Origin of the sequence: Nonomuraea sp. NPDC050394 (genome assembly GCF_044459065.1) — a bacterium.
GTDB lineage: Bacteria > Actinomycetota > Actinomycetes > Streptosporangiales > Streptosporangiaceae > Nonomuraea.
This window is the reverse complement of record NZ_JBITIO010000003.1, coordinates 547,172-568,510: the sequence shown is the minus strand read 5'-3', so window position 1 is coordinate 568,510 and position 21,339 is coordinate 547,172. Positions and strand designations below refer to the sequence as shown.

19 protein-coding genes are annotated in these 21,339 nt (G+C 71.8%); all 19 read left to right on the top strand.

Going from position 1 to position 21,339, the window contains the following annotated elements; translation table 11 throughout:
• The first annotated feature begins 265 nt into the window (after positions 1-265).
• The 19 genes from ACIBKY_RS15700 (at position 266) to ACIBKY_RS15610 (ending at position 21,128) form a co-directional block, all read left to right on the top strand.
• A complete protein-coding gene (locus ACIBKY_RS15700) occupies positions 266-1,570 on the top strand; it encodes a hypothetical protein (RefSeq protein WP_397097344.1) in 1,305 nt (434 codons plus the stop codon).
• A 260-nt stretch (positions 1,571-1,830) separates the two neighbouring features.
• Positions 1,831-2,802, top strand: a complete 972-nt coding sequence (locus ACIBKY_RS15695) for an ABC transporter ATP-binding protein (protein WP_397097343.1) — start codon at positions 1,831-1,833, stop codon at positions 2,800-2,802.
• Between the two features lie 3 nt (positions 2,803-2,805).
• A complete protein-coding gene (locus ACIBKY_RS15690; protein WP_397097342.1) occupies positions 2,806-3,576 on the top strand; it encodes an MlaE family ABC transporter permease in 771 nt (256 codons plus the stop codon).
• The gene (locus tag ACIBKY_RS15685; RefSeq protein ID WP_397097341.1) at positions 3,576-4,385 is read left to right on the top strand and encodes an MlaE family ABC transporter permease; all 810 of its coding nucleotides are present in this window, start codon (positions 3,576-3,578) and stop codon (positions 4,383-4,385) included. The genes ACIBKY_RS15690 and ACIBKY_RS15685 overlap by 1 nt, the downstream gene beginning before the upstream one ends.
• 10 nt (positions 4,386-4,395) lie before the next feature.
• Positions 4,396-5,766, top strand: a complete 1,371-nt coding sequence (locus ACIBKY_RS15680) for an MCE family protein (RefSeq protein WP_397097340.1) — start codon at positions 4,396-4,398, stop codon at positions 5,764-5,766.
• Complete coding sequence (locus tag ACIBKY_RS15675; RefSeq protein ID WP_397097339.1) at positions 5,763-6,788, top strand: MCE family protein; 1,026 nt, start codon at positions 5,763-5,765, stop codon at positions 6,786-6,788. The genes ACIBKY_RS15680 and ACIBKY_RS15675 overlap by 4 nt, the downstream gene beginning before the upstream one ends.
• A complete protein-coding gene (locus ACIBKY_RS15670; protein ID WP_397097338.1) occupies positions 6,776-7,903 on the top strand; it encodes an MCE family protein in 1,128 nt (375 codons plus the stop codon). Before ACIBKY_RS15675 ends, ACIBKY_RS15670 begins: the two co-directional genes overlap by 13 nt.
• The gene (locus ACIBKY_RS15665) at positions 7,900-9,093 is read left to right on the top strand and encodes an MCE family protein (RefSeq protein ID WP_397097337.1); all 1,194 of its coding nucleotides are present in this window, start codon (positions 7,900-7,902) and stop codon (positions 9,091-9,093) included. The genes ACIBKY_RS15670 and ACIBKY_RS15665 overlap by 4 nt, the downstream gene beginning before the upstream one ends.
• On the top strand, positions 9,093-10,355 hold the full coding sequence (locus tag ACIBKY_RS15660; protein ID WP_397097336.1) for an MCE family protein: 1,263 nt from the start codon (positions 9,093-9,095) through the stop codon (positions 10,353-10,355). Before ACIBKY_RS15665 ends, ACIBKY_RS15660 begins: the two co-directional genes overlap by 1 nt.
• Complete coding sequence (locus ACIBKY_RS15655; protein WP_397097335.1) at positions 10,356-11,594, top strand: MlaD family protein; 1,239 nt, start codon at positions 10,356-10,358, stop codon at positions 11,592-11,594. It abuts the gene before it with no gap.
• The gene (locus ACIBKY_RS15650) at positions 11,573-12,133 is read left to right on the top strand and encodes a hypothetical protein (protein ID WP_397097334.1); all 561 of its coding nucleotides are present in this window, start codon (positions 11,573-11,575) and stop codon (positions 12,131-12,133) included. Before ACIBKY_RS15655 ends, ACIBKY_RS15650 begins: the two co-directional genes overlap by 22 nt.
• 13 nt (positions 12,134-12,146) lie before the next feature.
• Positions 12,147-12,764, top strand: a complete 618-nt coding sequence (locus ACIBKY_RS15645) for a hypothetical protein (RefSeq protein WP_397097333.1) — start codon at positions 12,147-12,149, stop codon at positions 12,762-12,764.
• Positions 12,761-13,348, top strand: a complete 588-nt coding sequence (locus ACIBKY_RS15640; RefSeq protein ID WP_397097332.1) for a hypothetical protein — start codon at positions 12,761-12,763, stop codon at positions 13,346-13,348. Before ACIBKY_RS15645 ends, ACIBKY_RS15640 begins: the two co-directional genes overlap by 4 nt.
• Entirely contained in the window at positions 13,345-13,851 is a 507-nt protein-coding gene (locus ACIBKY_RS15635; protein WP_397097331.1) for a hypothetical protein, read from the top strand. The genes ACIBKY_RS15640 and ACIBKY_RS15635 overlap by 4 nt, the downstream gene beginning before the upstream one ends.
• Positions 13,848-14,375, top strand: a complete 528-nt coding sequence (locus ACIBKY_RS15630) for a hypothetical protein (RefSeq protein ID WP_397097330.1) — start codon at positions 13,848-13,850, stop codon at positions 14,373-14,375. Before ACIBKY_RS15635 ends, ACIBKY_RS15630 begins: the two co-directional genes overlap by 4 nt.
• Before the next feature lie 95 nt (positions 14,376-14,470).
• Positions 14,471-16,636 (top strand): fibronectin type III domain-containing protein, encoded by a 2,166-nt coding sequence (locus tag ACIBKY_RS15625; RefSeq protein WP_397097329.1) that lies wholly within the window; start codon positions 14,471-14,473, stop codon positions 16,634-16,636.
• Positions 16,637-16,652: 16 nt separating this feature from the next.
• On the top strand, positions 16,653-17,648 hold the full coding sequence (locus tag ACIBKY_RS15620; RefSeq protein WP_397097328.1) for an AAA family ATPase: 996 nt from the start codon (positions 16,653-16,655) through the stop codon (positions 17,646-17,648).
• A 1-nt stretch (position 17,649) separates the two neighbouring features.
• Complete coding sequence (locus tag ACIBKY_RS15615; protein WP_397097327.1) at positions 17,650-18,729, top strand: DUF58 domain-containing protein; 1,080 nt, start codon at positions 17,650-17,652, stop codon at positions 18,727-18,729.
• A complete protein-coding gene (locus tag ACIBKY_RS15610) occupies positions 18,726-21,128 on the top strand; it encodes a DUF3488 and transglutaminase-like domain-containing protein (protein WP_397097326.1) in 2,403 nt (800 codons plus the stop codon). The genes ACIBKY_RS15615 and ACIBKY_RS15610 overlap by 4 nt, the downstream gene beginning before the upstream one ends.
• Positions 21,129-21,339 lie beyond the last annotated feature (211 nt).

Sequence of the window (21,339 nt, the reverse complement as noted above, 5' to 3'; positions counted from 1 at the left end):
TATGTATTGCTCAGCCAGTGACAAACAATGCGCGGTGAATTAGTCATTGGCTGCCAAGCGGCGCGTGCTCATCCGTTGACAAAGCCGCGCGGCGCGTTTGTCAGCCGATGACAAAGGCTTGAAAAGCGAATGCGTTGTGCCCTACCGTGCCGCGGACACCGCTGAAGGGACTGCCATGCGCTCAGCCGCGCCATGGATCGCCGCAGGAATCCTCGCGACCATGTTCGGGTCCGGGGGAAGCGCCGCCACCGGGACGCAGGGCCCCGTGTCGGACACCGTGTACGGGTGCAAGGTCGGCACCTCGGCCACGAACCACCGCATCAGGATCCGCCTGACGGTCACGATGAAGAGCCCCGAGGCCGTGGGCGTGGACGTGCGCCCCGGACGCCTCAGCATGAAGATCGTCATGCCCCGCTCGATCCTCGCCGACCTCTCCGACCAGCCGGTGGACTCGCTGAGCGCCACCATCACCCCCAAGGTCGGCGCCGCCTTCAAGGCGGACGAGGGCGAGAGCCCGGAGCCGCGCGTCCTCGCCTGGCGGCAGGTGCGCAGCCCGGCGAAGAGCCCGGTCGCGGCCTCCGGCGAGGTACGGCTGACCGCCGCCACCTGGACCGCGGGCCAGCGCGGCGACGCGTTCAAGGCGGCCGTCCCCGGCGTCGCGACGTTCACCGCCTCGACGCTGACCATGGTCCTGACCCCGCCCACCGGCGGCGCCAAGACCGCGACCTGCACGCCCGAGACCGAGACCGTGCAGGCCAAGGTGGTCTTCCGCGGCCCGAAGACCGGCGAGGACTGCCCGCCGAACCCGGCCGCCACCGTGCTCAACCCCGACTTCGAGGTCCCCGAGGTGCCGCCGACCGCGGTGCCGGGCCCCATCCCGCCCGCGATGGGCTGCGCCAAGCTCAAGGGCTTCTCCAACATCAAGAAGCTCGACGCCGGCGTCTCGGTCGAGTCGCTGTCGGCGGTGAAGAGCCTCAGCGGCTTCCGCTGGGTCGTGCCGAAGGACCCGCCGCCGGGCACGGTGCCGTGGCAGCGCCAGGACTACGTCGGCGAGAACCAGCCGGTCCGGGCCACCGGCACCTTCCTGACCTTCGGCTTCGTGCCGACCACCACGACGGTCGAGCTCACCCAGGTGGGCGCGGCCAACGTCCACCTCATCGACTCCTCCACCTCCGACGGCTCCGACGACCTGGCCGTGGCGGTCAACGCGCGCGTCACCATGCGCGTGCTCAAGGCCAGCGTGAACGGCCAGGCCATCGACGTCGGCCCGAAGTGCGGGACGGCCAGGCCGATCGATCTCAAACTCCGGGGCGGCGAGATGTACGACCCGCCCTACCAGGACAATCTCCTGGTCGGCGGTGTCCTGCGCGGGCTGGTGGACATCCCGCCGTTCGCCGGCTGCGGCGTCGGTGAGGACATCAGCCGGCTGCTGACCGCCTCGGTCTCCGGCAAGGCCAACGAGATCCAGGTCAACCAGGGCGCCCTGTGCGGAACGGCCGGCGCCCCTTCCGCCCAGTGCCCGCCCGAGGTAACCATCAATGGTAGGAAGGCGGGCTCGCGGAAGGGCTGAACCCCCATGCACCTCCATCGCCACTGGGTCGAGATCGAGCGGATCGGCCTGGTGGTGACGCAGGCGTGCGCACGATGCGGCAAAACGCGGATCAGGCTCTCCAGGAAAACCCGCACCCGATGACAAAAGGCGAATCCAAAACAATCAGGCGTTGATAGACGACCCGACCGATGCGGAATCGTGTCTTTAGTCACTTGCCTCCCAATCGCCGTGATGAGTAGCTTGCCCGGACGCAATACCGCGACCGGTCAGGCGAGGTAATGGGAATCGAAGTGGTGGTCCAGGGACTGTCGAAGTCCTTCGGCGCGCAGACCATTTGGGAAGACGTCTCGCTGATTCTCCCCGCCGGGGAAATCAGCGTGATGCTCGGTCCTTCTGGCACCGGGAAAACGGTGTTTCTCAAATCCCTGATCGGCCTGATCAAGCCGGAAAGGGGGAAGGTCGTGGTCAACGGCGTCGACATGATCAACTCTCCGGACCGCCAGGTCTACGAGACCCGCAAGCTCTTCGGCCTGATGTTCCAGGACGGCGCCCTGTTCGGCTCCATGAACCTCTACGACAACATCGCCTTCCCGCTGCGCGAGCACACCAGGAAGAGCGAGGCGCAGATCCGCGGGATCGTCCTGGACAGCATGGAGATGGTGGGCCTGGCGGGCGACGGGAAGAAGCTGCCCGGCGAGATCTCCGGCGGCATGCGCAAGCGCGCGGGCCTGGCCAGGGCGCTGGTGCTGGAGCCCGAGATCATCCTGTGCGACGAGCCCGACTCCGGCCTCGACCCGGTCCGCACCGCGTTCCTGTCGCAGGTGCTCATCGACCTCAACGCCCAGTTCGACACCACGATGCTGATCGTCACCCACAACATCGACATCGCCTCGACCGTCCCGGACAACCTGGGCATGCTCTACCGCCGCGAACTGGTCACCTTCGGCCCCCGCGAGGTCCTGCTGACCAGCGACGACGAGGTCGTCCGGCAGTTTCTCAAGGGGGACGTCCGCGGGCCCATCGGCATGTCGGAGGAGAAGGACGCCGCCCTGCGGGCCATGGAGAGCGCCGTGCCGTACGGCGGCGGCGGCGGGAAGACCATCCCCGAGCAGCTCGCCCCCACGCCGGGACTGCCCCCGCGCCAGGCCGTCTGGCGGCGCATGGACCGGGTCATGCGCATGCTGCCCGAACTCGCCCCCGCCGCCAGGGACGCGATCGTCTCCCGGCACCTGCCCGGTGTGAAGGAGTAGACGATGGCCTCGATCACCGGCGGCTTACGCCAGACGGGCAGGATGTTCGCCCTGGGCGGGTCCGTGCTGGGGCTGATGTTCCGGCGGCCGTTCCAGTTCGCGGAGTTCATCCAGCAGTTCTGGTTCATCACCAGCGTCACGATCCTGCCCGCCGCGCTGGTGTCGATCCCGATCGGCGCGGTCATCTCCCTGCAGGTCGGCTCGCTGGCCCAGCAGATCGGCGCCCAGTCGTTCACCGGTGCGGCCAGCGTGCTCGGCATGCTCCAGCAGATCAGCCCGATGATCGTGGCGCTGCTGGTGTCCGGGGCGGCCGGCTCGGCCATCTGCGCCGACCTCGGCGCCCGCACGATCCGCGACGAGATGGCCGCCATGGAGGTCATGAGCGTCAACCCCATCCAGCGGCTGGTGGTGCCCAGGGTGCTGGCGGCCATGGGCGTCGCGGTGCTGCTCAACGGCCTCGTCTCGGTCGTCGGCGTCGCGGGCGGCTACTACTTCAACGTCGTCATGCAGGGCGGCACGCCCGGCGCCTACCTGGCCAGCTTCTCCGCCCTGGCCCAGCTGCCGGACCTGTACGTCAGCGAGTTCAAGGCGTTGCTCTTCGGCTTCATCGCCGGCGTCGTGGCCGCCTACCGGGGGCTCAACCCGGCCGGCGGGCCCAAAGGCGTCGGCGACGCGGTCAACCAGTCCGTCGTCATCACCTTCCTGCTGCTGTTCTTCGTGAACGTCGTGCTCACGGCGATCTACCTGCAGGTCGTCCCCTCGAAGGTGGGCTGATGCAGACCAGAGTCCTGACCTGGCTGGACGAACTCGGCGACCAGCTCGGCGTCTACGTCCGGGCGCTGCTCTGGATCCCGGCCGCGCTCGCCCGCTACTTCAGGGAGATCCTGCGCCTGCTGGCCGAGGTCGCCTTCGGCAGCGGCGGCCTGGCCGTCATCGGCGGCACCATCGGCGTGATGGTCGCCATGACGCTGTTCACCGGCGTCGTCGTCGGGCTGCAGGGGTACGCCGCCCTCGACCAGATCGGCACCGCCTCTTTCACCGGCTTCGTCTCCGCCTACTTCAACACCCGCGAGATCGCGCCCATCGTCTCCGGCCTGGCCCTGTCGGCCACGATCGGCGCCGGATTCACCGCGCAACTCGGCGCCATGCGCATCAACGAGGAGGTCGACGCCCTGGAGGGCATGGGCATCCCGAGCCTGCCGTACCTGGTCTCCACCAGGATCGTGGCCGGGACCGTCGCGATCATCCCCCTGTACGGCATCGGCCTGATCAGCTCCTACCTGTCCTCGCGCATGGTCACCATCTGGGTCAACCAGCAGTCGGAAGGCACCTACGACCACTACTTCGGCGTGTTCCTGTCGCCCACGGACGTCCTGCTCTCCTTCCTCAAGGTGCTGATCTTCAGCGTCATGGTGATCCTGGCCCACTGCTATTACGGCTACCGCGCCGCCGGCGGGCCCGCCGGGGTGGGAGTGGCGGTCGGCCGGGCCGTACGGGCCTCGATCGTGCTGATCAGCGTCACCGACTTCTTCCTCAGCCTGGCCATCTGGGGCGCCACCACGACCGTGAAGATCACCGGATGAGGAGCGCGGGATGAGACGACGGCTGGCAGGGGTGGCGTTCCTCATGGTCCCCGTGCTGCTGGTGTGGCTGTCGGTGGCCGTCTACACCAAGCAGTTCGCCGAGGTCGCCCTCGTCACGCTGCGGACCGGCGCGGTCGGCCACCAGATGCATCCGCTGGCCGACGTCAAGGTGCGCGGGGTCGTGGTCGGCGAGGTCAGGACCATCGCCGCCGCCGGCGACGGCGCCCGGCTGACACTGGCCATCCAGCCGGAGCACCTGCGCCTCATCCCCGCCGACGTGCGCGCCCAGATGCTGCCCACGACCGTCTTCGGCGCCCGGTACGTCGCGCTGATCCCGCCCGCGAAGCCGTCCGGACGACACCTCGCCGACGGCGCGGTGATCGCCGAGGACCGCACCGCCAACGCCATCGAGCTGCAGGTGGTGCTGAACAACCTGCTGCGGCTGCTCACCGCGGTCAAGCCGGCCAAGCTGTCGGCGACGCTCAACGCGATGGCCCAGGCCCTGGAGGGCAAGGGCGAGCAGCTCGGCCGGACGCTGGTTCAGCTCGACCGCTACCTCACCAGGCTCAACCCGCACCTGCCCGAGCTGAACGCCAACGTCCGCGAGCTGATCGAGTTCAGCCACCTCTACAGCGAGGCCGCGCCCGACATCCTGCGGGCGCTGGCCGACTTCACCACCACCAGCAAGACCATCGCCGACCAGCGCGAGAACCTCAGCGAGCTGTACGCCGGCGTGACCGCCGCCTCCCAGGACCTCACCACGTTCCTGCGGGCGAACTCGGCCAACCTCATCCGGCTGGCCGCCCACAGCCGCCCGACGCTGGAACTGCTGGCGCGCTACTCGCCGGAGTTCCCCTGCACGCTGGAGATGCTCGCCGACTTCGTCCCGCTCATGGACAAGGTGCTCGGCAAGGGCACCAAGGAGCCCGGCCTGCACGTGAAGGTGATCGCGGTACAGAGCAAGGGCCGCTACCTGCCGGGCAAGGACCGCCCGGTCTACAGCGCGACCGGCGGCCCGCGCTGCTACACCATCCCCTACACGGGCGACGGCGCCCGCCCCACGGGCGCGCCGTCGGCGAGCGCCTCGCCGTCCGCGACGGCCACGCCGTCACCCACAGGCACCGCGTCACCGACCGGCACCGCGTCACCCACAGGCACCGCGTCACCCACAGGCACGGCCACGCCATCCGGTACGGCCACGCCCACCAGCCCCGCCGAGGCCTTCGGCGGCTCCTACGGCCCGCCCAACTCCGGCGCCGAGAGCCGTCTCGTCAACGAACTGCTCGCCCTGGAGTACGGCGATGACCCGAGCACCCTGCCCGACTGGAGCAGCGTGCTGGCCGGGCCGCTCTACCGGGGCATCGAGGTGAGGATCCGATGAGGGAAGTCACCGCGCCGCTGATCAAGTCGATCGCCTTCGTGGTCGTCACGGTCCTGGCCACGCTCGCCCTGGCCATCAGCGTGGCCAACAGCGACCTGGGCGAGCGGACCACGTACCGGGCGCGCTTCACCGACGTGGCCGGGCTCAACACCGGCGACAGCATCCGCATCGCGGGCGTACGCGTCGGCCAGGTGGAGTCGATCGCCATCGTGGACCGGCGGGTGGCCGAGGTCGAGTTCTCCGTCGAACGCGACCGCCGGCTGCCCGCCTCCGCCACCGCGACGATCAAGTACCTCAACCTCGTCGGCCAGCGCTACATCGACATGGCCCAGGGCGAGGGCGCGGCGGGCGGCGCCCTGGCCGCCGGCGCCACGATCCCGCTGGATCGCACCACCCCGGCCATCAACCTGACCGAGCTGTTCCGCGGTTTCCAGCCGCTCATGCGGGCACTGTCGCCCGACGACGTCAACAAGCTCGCCGGCGAGCTCATCCAGGTGCTCCAGGGCGAGGGCGCCACGGTCGAGGGCCTGCTGCGCACGATCGGCGAGCTGACCAGCTCCCTGGCCGCCAAGGACGACCTCATCGGCGAGGTGATCAAGAACCTCGACACCGTCGTGGCCACCGTCAACGCCCGCGACAAGGAGCTGACCACGCTCGTGGTCACCCTGCGCAGGCTCATGAGCGGCCTGGCCGCCGACCGCAAGCCCATCGGGCAGGCGATCGGCGCGCTCGGCGAGCTCACCACGAGCACCGCGGGCCTGCTGGCCGAGAGCCGCGAGCCGCTGCGCCGCGACATCGACCAGCTCGGCAGGCTGTCGGGCAACCTGAACGCCGACGCCCCGCTCGTGGAGCGGTTTCTGCGGCGGCTGCCGGACAAGGCCGAGGTCATCACCCGCGCCGCCTCCTACGGCTCCTGGTTCAACCTCTACCTGTGCGAGGCCCTGATCAGCGGGGTTACCTACACCGACGGCCGGCCGGCGCCGACGGGCATCCCGAACACCCAAGGCAGGTGCAAGCAGTGAAGCGGCTGCGCGAGCGCAACCCCATCCTGGTCGGCCTGGCCGGTCTGCTGCTCATCGGCGGCATCGGCACCGCCGCCTACCGGGCCGACGCCCTGCCGATCATCGGCGGCGGCACCGACTACACCGCCTACTTCACCGAGGCCGCCGGACTCACCCGGGGTGACGAGGTACGCGTGGCCGGGGTCAAGGTCGGCAAGGTCAACGACGTCGCCCTCGACCGGGGCAAGGTGAGGGTGGAGTTCCGGGTCAAGGACGCCTGGGTCGGCAACCGCACCACCGCCGCCATCATGATCAGGACGTTGCTGGGCGCCAAGTACCTCGCCCTCGACCCGCTCGGCCCCGAGGCGCAGAACCCCGCGCAGGCCATCCCCGTCACGCGCACGCTGGCCCCCTACGACGTGACCGCCGCCTTCGACGACCTCGGCCGCACCGTCGCCCGGCTGGACACCGACCGGATCGCCGAGAGCCTGGACACGATCTCGGCCACGTTCTCCGGGACGCCGCCGCACGTCAAACAGGCCGTCACGGGCCTGTCCGCGCTCTCGAAGACGATCTCCTCCAGGGACGCGGAACTCGCCCGGCTGCTGGCCGGGACCAAGAAGCTCAGCGGCACGCTGGCCGCCCAGAACGACAACTTCGCCGAGCTCCTCAGAAGCGGCAACCTGCTGCTGGACGAGCTGCGCAAGCGCAGGGCCGCCATCCACGCCCTGCTCACCGGCACGAGGGAGCTGTCGGCCCAGCTCGTCGGGCTGGTCAGGGAAAACAGGAAGCAGCTCGCGCCGACCCTGCGGGCGCTGGAGCGGGTGAGCGACGTGCTGCTGCGCAACCAGCGCGATCTGGACCGGGCGCTGGCGCTGGCGGGGCCGTACACACGACTGGTCGGCAACACGATCGGCAACGGGCGATGGCTGGACGGCTATCTGTGCGGGGTGGTCCCGAAGCACTACCTGCCGGACGGCGTGCCCGACAAGGGCTGCCTTCCCCCCAAACCGGGCGGACCCCAGAAGCCCGGCCCGACCCCGGCCGTCAGTCCCACGAGCACGCCCACCGTCAGCCCCACCGTCAGCCCCACTGTCAGCCCCACCGCGGGTTCCACTCCCGGAGACGAGCGATGACCGCCCGCCGAAGGCGCTCGTTCGCCCTGACCGCGGCGCTGGTCGTCGCGCTCACCGGCGCCGCCGCGCCACGGCCGGCCCCCGACGACCAGATCACCGCCTACTTCCACTCCGCCGTCGCCGTGTATCCCGGCTCCGACGTGCGGGTGCTCGGCGTCAAGGTCGGCGAGATCGCGTCGGTCACGCCCGAGGGCACACAGGTCAGGGCCGTGCTGACGCTGGACGACGGCGTCGACGTGCCCGCCGCCGCCACGGCCGTCGTGGTCGCCCCCGCCCTGGTGGCCGAGCGCTACATCCAGCTCAGCCCCGCCTACACGAGCGGGCCGAAGCTCGCGCCGGGCGCCGTCCTGCCCGCCGACCGCACGGCGGTGCCGATGGAGCTGGACAAGCTGTACGAAACGCTCAGCGACTTCTCCCGGGCGCTCGGCCCGACCGGCGCCAACAAGGAGGGCTCGCTCTCCCGCGTGCTCGACGTCGGCGCCGCCAACCTCAAGGGCAACGGACGTGACATCAACACCATGGTCGCCGAGTTCGGCAAGGCCTCCAAGACGCTCGCCGACTCCAGCGGCGACCTGTTCGCGACCGTGCGGCACCTCGCCGACTTCTCCCGCATGCTGCGCGCCAACGACGATCAGGTACGGCTGGCCGAACAACAGCTGGCCGACGTGACCGGATTCCTGGCCGCGGACCGCGACGAGATCGGCGGCGCCCTGCACGAGCTGGCCGGGGCGCTGGGCGAGGTGAAGACGTTCGTCGCGGAGAACCGCACGCTCCTGGCCACGAACGTGGACAAGCTCGCCGACCTCACCCAGACCCTCGTCAACCAGCGGCGCTCGCTGGCCGAGGCCCTCGACAGCCTGCCGCTGGCGGCCACGAACGTGGTCAACGCCTACGACCCGGAGACCCGGACGGTCATGGGGCGGGGGGATCTGCTGGAGCTGATGTTCGGACCGGCGGCCAGGGCGCTCGACCCCAAGCAGATCGTGGACCCGGCTCCCACCCCGACGGCCGGCGCCACCCCGGAGGCCCCGAAGTCGCCGAGCCCGACGCCGTCGCCGTCGAAGTCGCCCGGCCCGAAGTCGCCCGGCCCGAAGTCGCCCGGCCCGACGGCGAGTCCGAGCGGCACCGCCAAGACGAAGGAGCCGACGCCGACGCCCGGTGACGAGCTCCCCGGCGAGGAGGAGCGCTGATGACCATTCACCGGGAAACGGGGTCACGCACGCCGGGCCGTACCGGGAAAGGCCGGGTGGTCGCGGTTGTGGTCGTGGCCGGGACGCTGGCCGGGTGCGGGATCGGCGGGATCAGGGACGTGCCGCTGCCCGGCGGCGCCGAGCTGGGCGAGCGGCCCTACACGGTGACGGCGGAGTTCGAGACCGTGCTGGACCTGGTGCCGCAGGCGGCGGTGCGGGTCAACGACGTCGCGGTCGGCCGGGTCACCGAGATCAGCCTGCCTAAGGACAGCTGGACGGCCCGCGTCACCATGCTGGTCAACGGCGCGGTGAAGCTGCCCGCCGACGCCGAGGCGAGGCTGGAGCAGACCAGCCTGCTCGGCGAGAAGTACGTGCAGCTGGCCGCCCCCGGCCGCGGCGGCACGGGCGGGACGCTGGCGGAGGGCGCGCACATCCCGCTCACGCGCACCGTCAGGAACGCCGAGGTCGAGGAGGTGTTCGGGGCCCTGTCGCTGCTGCTCAACGGCGGCGGCCTGGCCCAGGTCAGGACCATCTCCCGCGAGCTGAACAAGGCGCTCGGCGGCAACGAGGCCGAGATCCGCGACCTGCTCAAGAAGCTCTCGACGCTGACCGGCAACCTCAACCGCCACAAACAGGAGATCATCGACGCGCTCGACGGCCTCAACCGGCTCGCCAAGACGCTCGACTCGCGCAAGAAGGACGTCAACACCGTCCTGGACGACCTGAGCCCCGGCCTGAAGGATCTGGAGGAGCAGCGGGGCGCGCTGGTCACCATGCTGGCGCAACTGGAGAAACTCTCCGACGTGGCCGTGGACGTCGTGGACCGCAGCAAGGACGACGTCGTCGCCGACCTGCGCGCGCTGGAGCCGATCCTGCGCAACCTGACCGCCGCCGGACGCGACCTGCCGAAGGCGCTGGAAGTGGCGCTCACCTACCCGTTCACCGACGAGATCACGAACGCGGTCAAGGGCGACTACCTCAACGCCTACCTGTCGATGGCCGCGGGCCCCGACGTCGAGCCGATCGTGCCGACCATCTCGATCAACGCCGACCCGAAGGACGACTGGCCGGAGCTGCCGTTCGACATGGTCAAGCAGAAGGCGGGCAAGCAGCCCGCGGCCACGCCGTCCCCGTCGAAGTCCAAGACCCCTACACCCACGCCCTCGCCGTCGAAGACGAAGACGCCGGAACCCGAGCCGGAACCCACTCCGACGCCCACCCCCGAGCCGACGCCGACCCTCACCCCCGGACAGGAGGAGTAGATGCTGACCCGCGCCACCCGCATCCGGGTCGCGATCTTCCTGGCCATCGCGATCGTCGTGATCGGCTTCATCGGCGTCGAGTACGCCAAGCTCGGCAGGCTGTTCGGCCGCCCCGGCCACTACGTGGTCAAGCTGGAGCTGGCCGAGACCGGCGGCCTGTTCCCCGACGCGAACGTCACCTACCGGGGCGTCACCGTCGGCCGCGTCGGCGAGATGACGCTCACCGAGCACGGCCTGGTCGCCGACCTGCGCATCGACGACGCCGCCCCGCCCATCCCGGCCCGCCTGCGGGCCGTCGTCGCCAACCTCTCGGCGGTCGGCGAGCAGTACGTCGACCTGCGCCCCTCCACCGCCGACGGCCCGTTCTTGCGGGCGGGCTCGGTCATCGCGAAGGGCACCACCCCCGCGCCGGTCACCGAGATCCTCGGCAACGTCAACGCGCTCGCCGCCTCGGTGCCGCTGGACTCGCTGCGCACCTTCGTCGACGAGCTGGGCAAGGCGTTCCAGGGCCAGGGACCCAACCTGCGCGCCCTGCTCGACTACCAGAGCAGCTTCGTCTCCGCCGCCGACGAGAACCTCGTCCCCACCACGCGCCTGCTCACCGACGGCACCTTCGTCCTGCGCACCCAGAACGAGGAGGGCCGGGCCCTGCGCGACTTCGGGCGCAACGCCCGCCTGCTCGCCAAGCAGCTCAAGGACTCCGACGCCGACCTGCGCACGCTCATCACCGAAGCGCCCGGCGCCACCCGCGAGGTGGCCGAGCTCGTGCGCGAGCTCGACCCCGGCTTCAGCGTCCTGGTCGCCAACCTCCTCACGACGTCCGACCTCACGCTCACGCGCCGGCGCGGCATGGAGGAGCTCCTGGTACGGCTCCCGCAACTCGTCGCCGCGGGCACCACCGCCGCCAGGTCGGGAACGTTCACCTTCGGCCTGACCAACACCTTCTTCAACCCGCTGCCCTGCGTGAGCGGCTACGGCAGGACGCCCTACCGCAACGGCCTCGACACCAGCCCCGGAACGTCGCTGAACACCGGCGCCCGCTGCCTGTCACCGCCCTCCACCGGGGTCGGCGTGCGCGGCTCGGCCAACGCGCCCAAGGGCGGGGTGCCCGAAGCGGCCAAGCCCGGCTCGTTCAGCCTCGACGAACTGCCCGGCCGCCACGACACCCTGCCCGATCCGCCCGCCGACGAGCCCGGCAACGACATGGAGGAGCTCCTGTGGCCCGACCCCGACCGCTGACCCCGCCCGCGTCCGACCGCGACCCGCCGCCGCGCAGGCGGTGGGCGGGACCGGCCGCCGTCGTGCTGCTGGTCCTGGCCGCGGCGTTCTGCGGATGGTCCGGGTGGGTGTCCTGGCAGGCGGCCGGCGACCCGGGCACGGCCTTCGCGGCCGAGCGGGACCGGGCGCTGGAGGCCGGACGGCGGCAGCTCACCATCCTCAACACCATGGACGCGGCCGCCGTGGACGCCGGTCTCGCCCGCTGGCAGGAGGCCACCACCGGGGCGCTGCGCGACGAACTGGCCGCCGCGCGGGCGGGCACCCGCCAGGCCGTCGAACGTTCCGGCGCCACCTCCCGCGCCACCGTGATCGAGGCCGCCCTCACCGCCCTCGACCCCGAAGCCGGTGACGCGCAGATCATCGCCGCCGTCGAGATCGAGCTCACCGGGCGGGGCGGGCGGGCCTCGGTGGAGCGCAAACGGTTCCAGGCCGGGCTGACCAGGACGGACGGCGGCTGGAAGCTCAAGTCGTTCACCGCGATTCCCGCCGTGGGCGGGTGACGAGGAGGTCCGCGTGGAAACGGAGTCGACCCTGGTCGCCGAGCCTGAGGCCGCCGGACGGCGGGGACGGCACGCCGTACCGGAGAAAAGACGGCACGCCGTACCGGAGAAGAGACTGCGCGCGCGGGTGGGCAGGCCCGCCGCGCTCGCGGCGATCGCGATCGTGCTGCTCGTGACCGGGCTGGCCGTGCGGGCCGCGGCGCCCGCCCGGGACGCCGCCGCCGGGAACCGGGCGCTGCTCGACCAGGCGGGCACGACGCGCGTGGCCGGTGACGTCAGCAACGCGCTGGCCAGGATCTTCACGTACTCGCCTGCCGAGATCGAGGCGACCGAGCGGGCCGCGCGGGACTCGCTGGACGGGCGGGCGGCCGGGGAGTACACGCGGCTGATCGCCCAGATCCGGCGGGACGTGGTGACCCAGCAGGCCACGCTCACCACCCGCGTGGTACGCGCCGGGGTCGTCGCCCTGACCGGGGACACCGCGCGGCTGCTGGTCTTCCTGGACCAGACGGCCACCCGTTCCGGCAAGGCCGCGGGACCGGCCGTGGCCGCCCAGCTCACCGTGAGCGCGCGCCTGCGCGACGACCGCTGGCGCATCACCGAGATCACCTCCGGCAAGGCGAAGCGATGACGAGCATCCAGGAAGTGACCGAAGAAACCACGGACCCGGAGTCCGGCCTCCCGGAGGAGACCGGGACCGGCGACAGGACGGGGTGGGTTGCGCGCGTGGCGGTGGTGCTCTGCGCCCTCGCGGCCGCCGGGGCCGCCTGGTCCGGGTGGGCGTGGATCGACGCCGTCGGCGACGACGGGCTGCGCTACTCCCGGCTGCGGGACGAGGTGGTGCGTGGCGGCTCGCAGGCCGTACAGAATCTGAACACGCTCAGCCACCGCACCGTCGAGCGCGACCTCGCGCTGTGGGAGGACTCCACGGCGGCGCAGCTGCACCAGCAGATCGTGCGGGGACGTGCGGCGTTCACCGCCGAGATCGCCAAGGCGGGCACGGCCACCAGCGCGAAGGTCCTGGAGGCGGCGCTCACCGAGCTCGACGAGGCCGCGGGAACCGCGCGGATCATCGCCGCGGTGCGCATCACCGTGGTCCCGCCCCAGGGGGAGCCGGTGGTCAAGAAGAGCCGCCTCGTCGGCGAGCTGACCCGCACCTCCGGCGGCTGGAAGCTCGCGGCCCTCACCCAGGCTCCGGACGGAACCACCTCATGACCAGCGACGACAAGGAGCCCCCCATGATCCGCGACCCCGAGCCGCAGCCCCAGCCGGGCGACAGCCTGGTGTACACGCCGCCGGTGGAGCCCGTGCCCGTCCTCGTGCCCGCCCAGCCGGGGCCGGTGGAGCCGCCGTTCCCGCCGCTGCCGCCCGTGGAGAAGGTCTCGTTCGCGGCGCGGGCCAGGCCGGTGCTGTCCTTCGCTGCATCGATCTGGCGGCGGGTGTCGGCACTGCTCATCTGGGCGGTGAAGGTGGCCGCCCGGCTGGTCGCGGTGGTGCTGCTCCTGCACGCCGCTTTCTCGATCTTCAAGGCGAACGCGGCCAACACCTGGTACCAGGTCGTCGACTCGCTGGCCGGCACGCTGTCGCTGGGCCTGACCAGTCTGTTCGATCTGGCGGACGCCCGGTGGGAGGCGCTGGTCAACCACGGGCTGGCCGCCGCCGTCTGGCTGGTCGCCGGCTCGGTGGCGGGGGGCCTCCTGCGGCGGCTCACGCCATGAGCATGACCTGGGCCGCCGCCCGCACCCGCCGGTTGCCCGCGCTGCTGGCCCTCACCACCGTGCTCCTCGGCGGGGTGGCCGGGCTGGCCGCGACGAAAGCGCACGACCTCCGCGACACGACCACGACCCGGAACACGGCCATGACTGATCAAACCCGGACCGGCCAGGTCAAGAGCCAGATCATCGATGCGGTGAACACCGTCTTCTCCTACGACCACGCCGACGTCGCCAAGACCGAGCAGGCGGCCCGCGACCTGCTGACCGGCAAGGCGGTGGAGCAGTACCAGGGCATCTTCGGCCTGGTCCGCGAGCAGGCGCTGCGCGACAAGCTGGTGCTGACGACCACGGTCACCGACAGCGGCGTGACGCTGCTGGAAGGCGACCGGGCGCGGCTGCTGATCTTCGCCGACCAGCACAGCACGACGGCGGAGCCGGGCAAGGCCTCCTACGCTCCGGCGATGTTCGCGGTGGGCGCGGTGCTCGACGGCGACCGATGGAAGATCGAGAACATCGACACGTTCTGAGCAAGGCATGCGCCCTGGTACGGCTGCACGCTATCGTGATGCCCGGTAAGACGGGGGCAAACGCTTAGTAATCGTACATACGGGGTGAGTGACGCATGCGCGTCCGCATTCTCCGGGGCGACCGCGCCACCGCTGTGATCGCCGCAGTGGTGGCCGGTTGCCTCGTCGTCGTGGCGGCGGTGTTCGGCGTCGGCGTGTCGAGCGCCAATCCGAAGCTGGCCGACGTGGGCGCCTGGCTCTGGACCAAGGTCCGCGGGAAGATCGTCCATGTCAACGGCCTGTCCGGAGAGGTCGACGGGTACCTCGACGACAAGGCGGGCCGGCCGCTGCGCATCGTTCAGGACGGCCAGACGGTCCTGCTCGTCGACGACCGCACCGGCGTCGTCAGCCGGATCGAGCCGAGCCAGCTCAGCGTGGCCCAGAGCCGCGACTTCGGCGCCGCCGGGATGCAGCTCGTGGTCACCGGCAAGTCCGCCTACGCGGTCAACCCGAAGGGAACGGTGCAACGCATCGACCCGGCCACACTGAACTCCCTCGGCGCCCCGCTCGAACTGCAGGGACCGCTGGGCGCCGCGCGCATCGACGGCGGCGGCAAGCTGTGGGTCCCGGTACCCGCCAAGGGCGAGGTCGTCCCGGTCGCGGCCGGCGTCGCCGAACAGGCGGTCAAGGCGGGCGAGCCCGGCGAGGAACTCGCCGTCACGATCGCCGGCGGCCTGCCCGTGATCGTCAACACACGCGCCTCCACCGCCGTGGTGATCGGCTCGGACGGCGGCGCCGGAGAGATCCTGCTGCCCAAGGGCGTCGCGCAGTCGGCCAAGGGCGGCGCGCTCACCCCGTCGACGACCGAGGGCTCGCTGGTGCCGATCCTGGCGCCCGGCCCCGACGGGCTGCTCGTGGTGATCGACACCGCGTCCAACGCCGTCCAGACCACCAAGCTCGAGTCCGACGAACCCACCGCGCTGGGCGTGCCCCAGGTGCTCGGCTCCAAGGTGTACGTCCCCGACAGCGCCAGCGGCGGCCTCATCGTCTGGGACAGCGCGGCGGGTGGCCGGCCGACCACGATCCAGGTGGCCGAACAGCCCGGCCCGATCGAGATGTTCGTCAAGGACGGCCTGCTGTGGGCCAACGACGAGAACGGCGACAAGGCCGTCGTCGTCGACCCCGAGGGCCGCAAGCACCCGGTCGACAAGGACGACAGCGACGTCCCCGGCCCGACCAACACGCCCAAGCCCAAGCAGACGCCGAAGCCCGAGCCCACCGCGTCCGGCCGCCAGCCCGACCCGACCAGGACGGCCGACCCGGAGCCCACGGAGACCGAGGAGGCCGAGCCGACGCACAGGCCCTCGAAGAAGCCCACCGAGGAGCCCGAGCAGACGCCCACCCCGACCCGCACTCCGACTCCGACGCCGACCCGCACGCCCACCCCGACGCCCACGCCGAGCCCGCCGACCAAGCCCGGCTCGGTCAGCGCCAAGTCCGGGCCCGGGAAGATCGACATCACCTTCAGCCCGTCGACCGGCGGCAAGCCCGACCGCTACACCGTCCAGGTCAACGGCGGCGACGGGCGCGTGTCACCGCAGTCGGTGGACGCGAACGGGCCGTTCCAGTTCGAGTTCAGCGGCGGTGACTGCAGCAAGGAGTACACGTTCACGGTCGTCGCCCACTGGAAGGGCGGCGAGGTGCCGTCCGCGCCGAGCGCCGGGGTGAAGCCCTGCGTGGCGCCCGGCGCACCGTCGAACTTCGCCGCCAAGGCCAAGAACCGCGGCGCCGACCTGAGCTGGAGCGCGCCGTCGAACGCCGGGGAAGGCACCACGTACGAGCTGTCCGGCGCCAAGTCGGACAGCTCCATCAGCGGCACCTCGTTCAACGTGGACGGGCTGGACAACAACAAGAAGTACGAGTTCAAGCTGAAGGCCAAGAACGCGGCGGGGGAGAGCCAGGAGGTGGCCACCGCCACCGCCGACCTGGCCTATCCGCGTCAGGCCTACAAGAACGCCAACAACAACCAGACCAACACGCTCGTCCGGCCGGGACCGTCCAAGAGCGGGGAGGCGGGCACGATCCCGAAGGGCCAGTACATCAGCCTGACCGTGATCTGCCAGGTCAAGGGGGCCTCGGTCACGGAGGACGAGACCAAGGAGACCAGCGACGTCTGGAACCGGATCGAGTGGAACGGCGGTGTGGCCTACCTCAGCGTGACGCTGATGGACTCACCGCGTGGCGCCTTCCCGGCGGCGCCGTTGTTCGAATGCACGGACTGAGAAGGGGGACTCAGCTGTGAGCCATCATCACCTGGAAGAGACCGCGCAGCCGTACCAGCAGCAACAGCTCGCGGGACAGTTCGCCCAGCGCTTCCAGCTGCTCGCGGGCAACATCGAGCACGTCATCAGAGGCAAGCGCGAGGCGATCGAGCTGGCGCTGGTCTGCCTGTTCGCCGAGGGACACCTGCTCATCGAGGACGTGCCGGGCACCGGCAAGACCACGCTGGCCCGCTCGATCGCGGCCAGCGTGGACGCCGAGTGGCGGCGCATCCAGTTCACGCCCGACCTGCTGCCCAGCGACATCACCGGCGTGTCGATCTTCAACCAGGCGTACCAGAAGTTCGAGTTTCACAAGGGGCCGGTCTTCGCCAACATCGTGCTCGCCGACGAGATCAACCGGGCCTCGCCCAAGACCCAGTCGGCGCTGCTGGAGGTCATGGAGGAGCGGCGGGTCACCGTCGACTCCGAGCCGCACCAGGTGCCGCGGCCCTTTCTCGTGGTCGCCACGCAGAACCCCGTCGACATGGACGGCACCTACCCCCTGCCGGAAGCGCAGCTCGACCGCTTCCTCATGCAGATCTCCGTCGGCTACCCCGACCACGCCTCCGAGGTCGAGGTGCTCAAGGGCGGGCCGTCCGGACCCCAGGTCGAGCGGCTGCCGGTCGTCGCCCGAGCCGCCGACGTGGCCGGGATGATCGACTTCGCGACCCGCATCCACGTGGCCGATCCGGTCTACGACTACATCGTGGCGCTGTGCGGGGCCACGCGGAACCATCCGGCGCTGCGGCTCGGGGCGAGCCCGCGAGGCAGTCTCGCGCTGCTGCGCGCCGCCCGGGTCAAGGCCGCCGCCGCGGGGCGGCACTTCGTGGTGCCGGAGGACGTGAAGGCGCTGGCCGTACCGGTGCTCGCGCACCGTCTGATCCGCACGCCCGACGCGGAGCTGCGCGAGCTGACGGCGGGACAGGTGCTCGGCGAGATCCTCACCGGGATGCCGGTGCCGCAGGCGGTCTGAGATGCTGACACCGCTCGGATGGGGGACGCTGGGCGGGTCCCTGGTGCTGTACGCGGCCGGATTCCTGCTCGGCTACACCGAGCCCGTCGTGCTGGCCACCGGCGGGCTGCTCGCGCTCGGCGTCGCGCTCGTCTGGACCGCGCCCAAGCCGCGGCTGGAGGTCAGCCGCGAGGTGACGCCGCTGAAGGTGCCGCGCGGTGACGCCGCCGTGGCCGTGCTCAACGTGCGCAACCTCGGCCGCTGGGCGCTGTCGGGCCTGCGCGCGCACGACCGCATCGGCGCCGCCGAGCACAGCGTCGACCTGCCGCGCCTGCCCCGCCAGGGCGCGCGCATGGTCTCCTACCCGCTGCCGACCTCCGTGCGCGGCGAGATTCCCGTCGGTCCGTTGCGGCTCGTGCGCGCCGACCCGCTCGGGCTCACCCGCAGAGTCCGCGAGTACGGCGCCGCCGCCACCCTCCTGGTCCGCCCGCGCACCGTGGCACTGCCCGTGCCCCCGTCCGGACGCGCCCACCATCTGGAGGGCCCGACCAGCGACAACGCGCCCAGCGGCACCGCCACCTTCCACACCCTGCGCGAGTACGTGGTCGGCGACGACCTGCGCCACGTCCACTGGAAGTCCAGCGCGCGCACCGGGACGCTGATGGTCCGCCAGCTCATCGACGCCAGCCTGCCCACCACGACCGTGGTCCTGGACACCCGCGACCTGACCGAGCCCGCCGTCGACGCCGCCGCCTCCGCCGCCGTGGCCGCCGCCCGCGCGGGCTTCCCGGTACGGGTGCTGACCGGCGACGGCCCGCTGGCCGAGACCAAGTCCGACGCCGAGATGCTGCTGGACCGGCTCGCCCTGGTCGCCTCAGGAACCTCGGGCGTCACCGAGGCCGTCCGGCTGGCGCGGGGCGGGGGTTCGCTGGTGGTCGTCACCGCCGACCCGGCGGAGGTGGGGCGGTGCGCGGGGGTACGGCGCCGCTTCGACCGCGTGATCTGCGTGTACCTGGGCCACGGCCGTCCGGCCACACCCGGCGTCACCCTGGTCCCGATGTCCGACCTCAACGCTCTTCCCCTGGCCTGGAGCGCCCGATGACCCACGCGACCCCGGCACCCCACCCCCACCCCCACCCCCAGCCTCAGCCTCCTGCTCCCGGTCAGCCTGGTTCGGACCCCGGCTTCTACCCCGGCTCTGACCGGCCCGCGGGCAGGTCCGGGCCCGGCCAGGGCTTTGGGCCGTCCGATGCGATGGCGGGCGGGTCGTGGGCCGGGCAGCCCGGGCAGCCCGGGCAGCCCGGGGAGCCCGGGGAGTCGGGGGAGTCCATGGAGGCGGGTGGGCGGCGGGCGCGGCGGCGGGGCGCGGCGCCGGCGGGCTCGGGCCGGGCGCGCAAGGCCGGGGAGCCCCGGGCGGAGGATCGTGCGGGCAGGCCGCTCGGGTGGCGGCTGGTTGTGGCGCTGCTGCTGGTGGCGGGGCTGGCCGGGGTGGCGGGATGGGGGTTCCATCGGGTCTTTCCCGCCCAGCCTCTGCTCTTGGCCCTGGCCCCCGCCGCCCTGGTGCCGCCGCTGGTGGCGTTGCTCACCAGGAACCGGCCGCTCTGGCTGGCGCTGGCGCTCAACGTGGTCCTGTGGTTCGCGGCCACCGTCCCGCTCTACAAGGGCGTCGCGCCCGGGATGGTCAAGGACCTGGCCAACTCCTGGCAGGCCCTTCTCACCACCCTCCTGCCCGCCCAGCCGGAACCGCGTCTGCTCATCCTGGTCCACGCGGCGGTCTGGCTGGCCGCGATGGCCGGGGCCGAGACGGCGGTGCGGAGCGCGACCCGGGTCGCCGCCGCGCTGCCCGCGATGGCGGCGTTCGGGCTGGCCCTGCTGCTCGGCGTGGACGGCGACGGCTCGAACCTGCCCGTGGCCGCCGCGCTGGTCGTGCTCACGGCAGCGCTGGCCATGGTGCGCGACGACCGTCCCGCGCGCTGGCTGCTGGCGGGGTTGCCCGCGGCGGCACTGCTGGCGGGCGCGGCGCTGGTCGCGGGGCAGTTCCTGCCCGTCGCGGCGGAGCCGTACAACCCTCGGCAGAACGCCGAACTGCCGCCCCCGGTCCGCGTCGACAGCGTCAGCCCGCTCGACCGCGTCTCGGCGTGGCTGCAGTTTCCCGACCGCCCGCTGTTCACCGTCAAGGCCGACAAACCGGCCAACTGGCGGCTGGCCGTACTGGATCGTTATGACGGCGTGCGCTGGACGTCGGGCGCGCGCTTCCAGCCGACCGGCGGGCGGGTGCCCGCCGGTGAGTGGACGGGCGCTGCCGACACGGTACGGCAGAGCGTCACGATCGACGGCCTGCCGGGCGGCTGGCTGCCCGCGGCCGAGCGTCCCGCCGAGGTCACCGGCGTGCCCGGCCTGGGTGTGGACCCGAGCAGTGGCGCGCTGCTGGTCTCGGCCAAGCCCGGCAAGGGGTTCGCCTACCAGGTGAGCTCGCGGGTGCCGAGACCGTCGAAGGAGGACCTGGTCGGGGCGGTGCCGGTGCACGATCCGGCGCTCACGGCCTTCCCCGACGGGCCGCAGGAGGCGGCGTTCCGGAAGCTGGCGCAGCAGGCGACGAAGGGGGCGGACGCGCCGATCAAGCAGGCGTACCGGCTGCAGAAGTACCTGCGGACCACCGCGAGCAACGACCCGACCGCGCCGCCTGGGCACTCGCTGAAGGGGCTGGAGTTCTTTCTGGAGACCACGCATCGGGGGACGTCGGAGCAGTTCGCCTCGACGTTCGCGCTGATGGCCCGGACACTGGGGCTGCCGACGCGGGTCGTGGTGGGCTTCCGGCCGGGGCAGCAGTCGAATGGCGTCTACCGGGTCATGTCCGGAGATGTCGTGGCTTGGGCGGAGGTCAAGTTCGAGGGGCTGGGGTGGCTGCCCTTCTACCCGACGCCCGGCAAGAGCGGCTCCAAGGACGACCACGACGTGGTGTCGTCGGCGATCGAGGAGAGCGAGCGGCTGGAGGGCGAGTTCACCCAGGGCGGGGTGAACAAGCCCAAGCCGTCGGCCAAGTCGTCCACCGGCGGGTCGCGCAGGACCGGCGAGGGGCCGCCGCTGTGGGTGATCATCCCGGCGGCCGGGGCGGGCGTGCTCGCGATCTACGCGGTGGTGGCGATGGCGCTGCCGTGGTGGCGGCGGCGTCGCAGGCGTACGGCGGCCGGGGCCGAGGGGCGGGTGCTCGGTGCCTGGGTTCAGACGTGCGACGACCTGGGCCTCAAGGACGACAAGGCGCTGACGGCCGAGGAGGTCGTCTCCCGTCATCCCGAGGCCATCTCCCACCATCTCCGGCCTCTCGCCGAGATTTCCAACTTCGTCCGCTACGCCCCCACTGACAGCACTGACAGCACCGACAGCGCCATCGCCGACCAGGCCGCCGACGAGGCGTGGCGCCGCAGCGACGCGGTCCGCGCCGAGGTCCGCCGCAGCACCCCACTCAAACACCGCCTCCGCCGCCGCCTGCTCTTCCGCTGACCCCTCCCCACCTCCACGGCCGCCCTCCCGAACCCGCTCCCCACCTCCACGGCCCCCCTCCCCAACCCGCTCCCCACCTCCACGGCCGCCCTCCCCAACCCGCTCCCTACCTCCGCGTCTTCCCACGACCTGCGCCTGGCCTGGGTGCCCCTCCCCGGCCACCCAGGGAGCCGTGCCCTCCCGGGGTCGCCCTTCGCCGCGCATGCCCCTC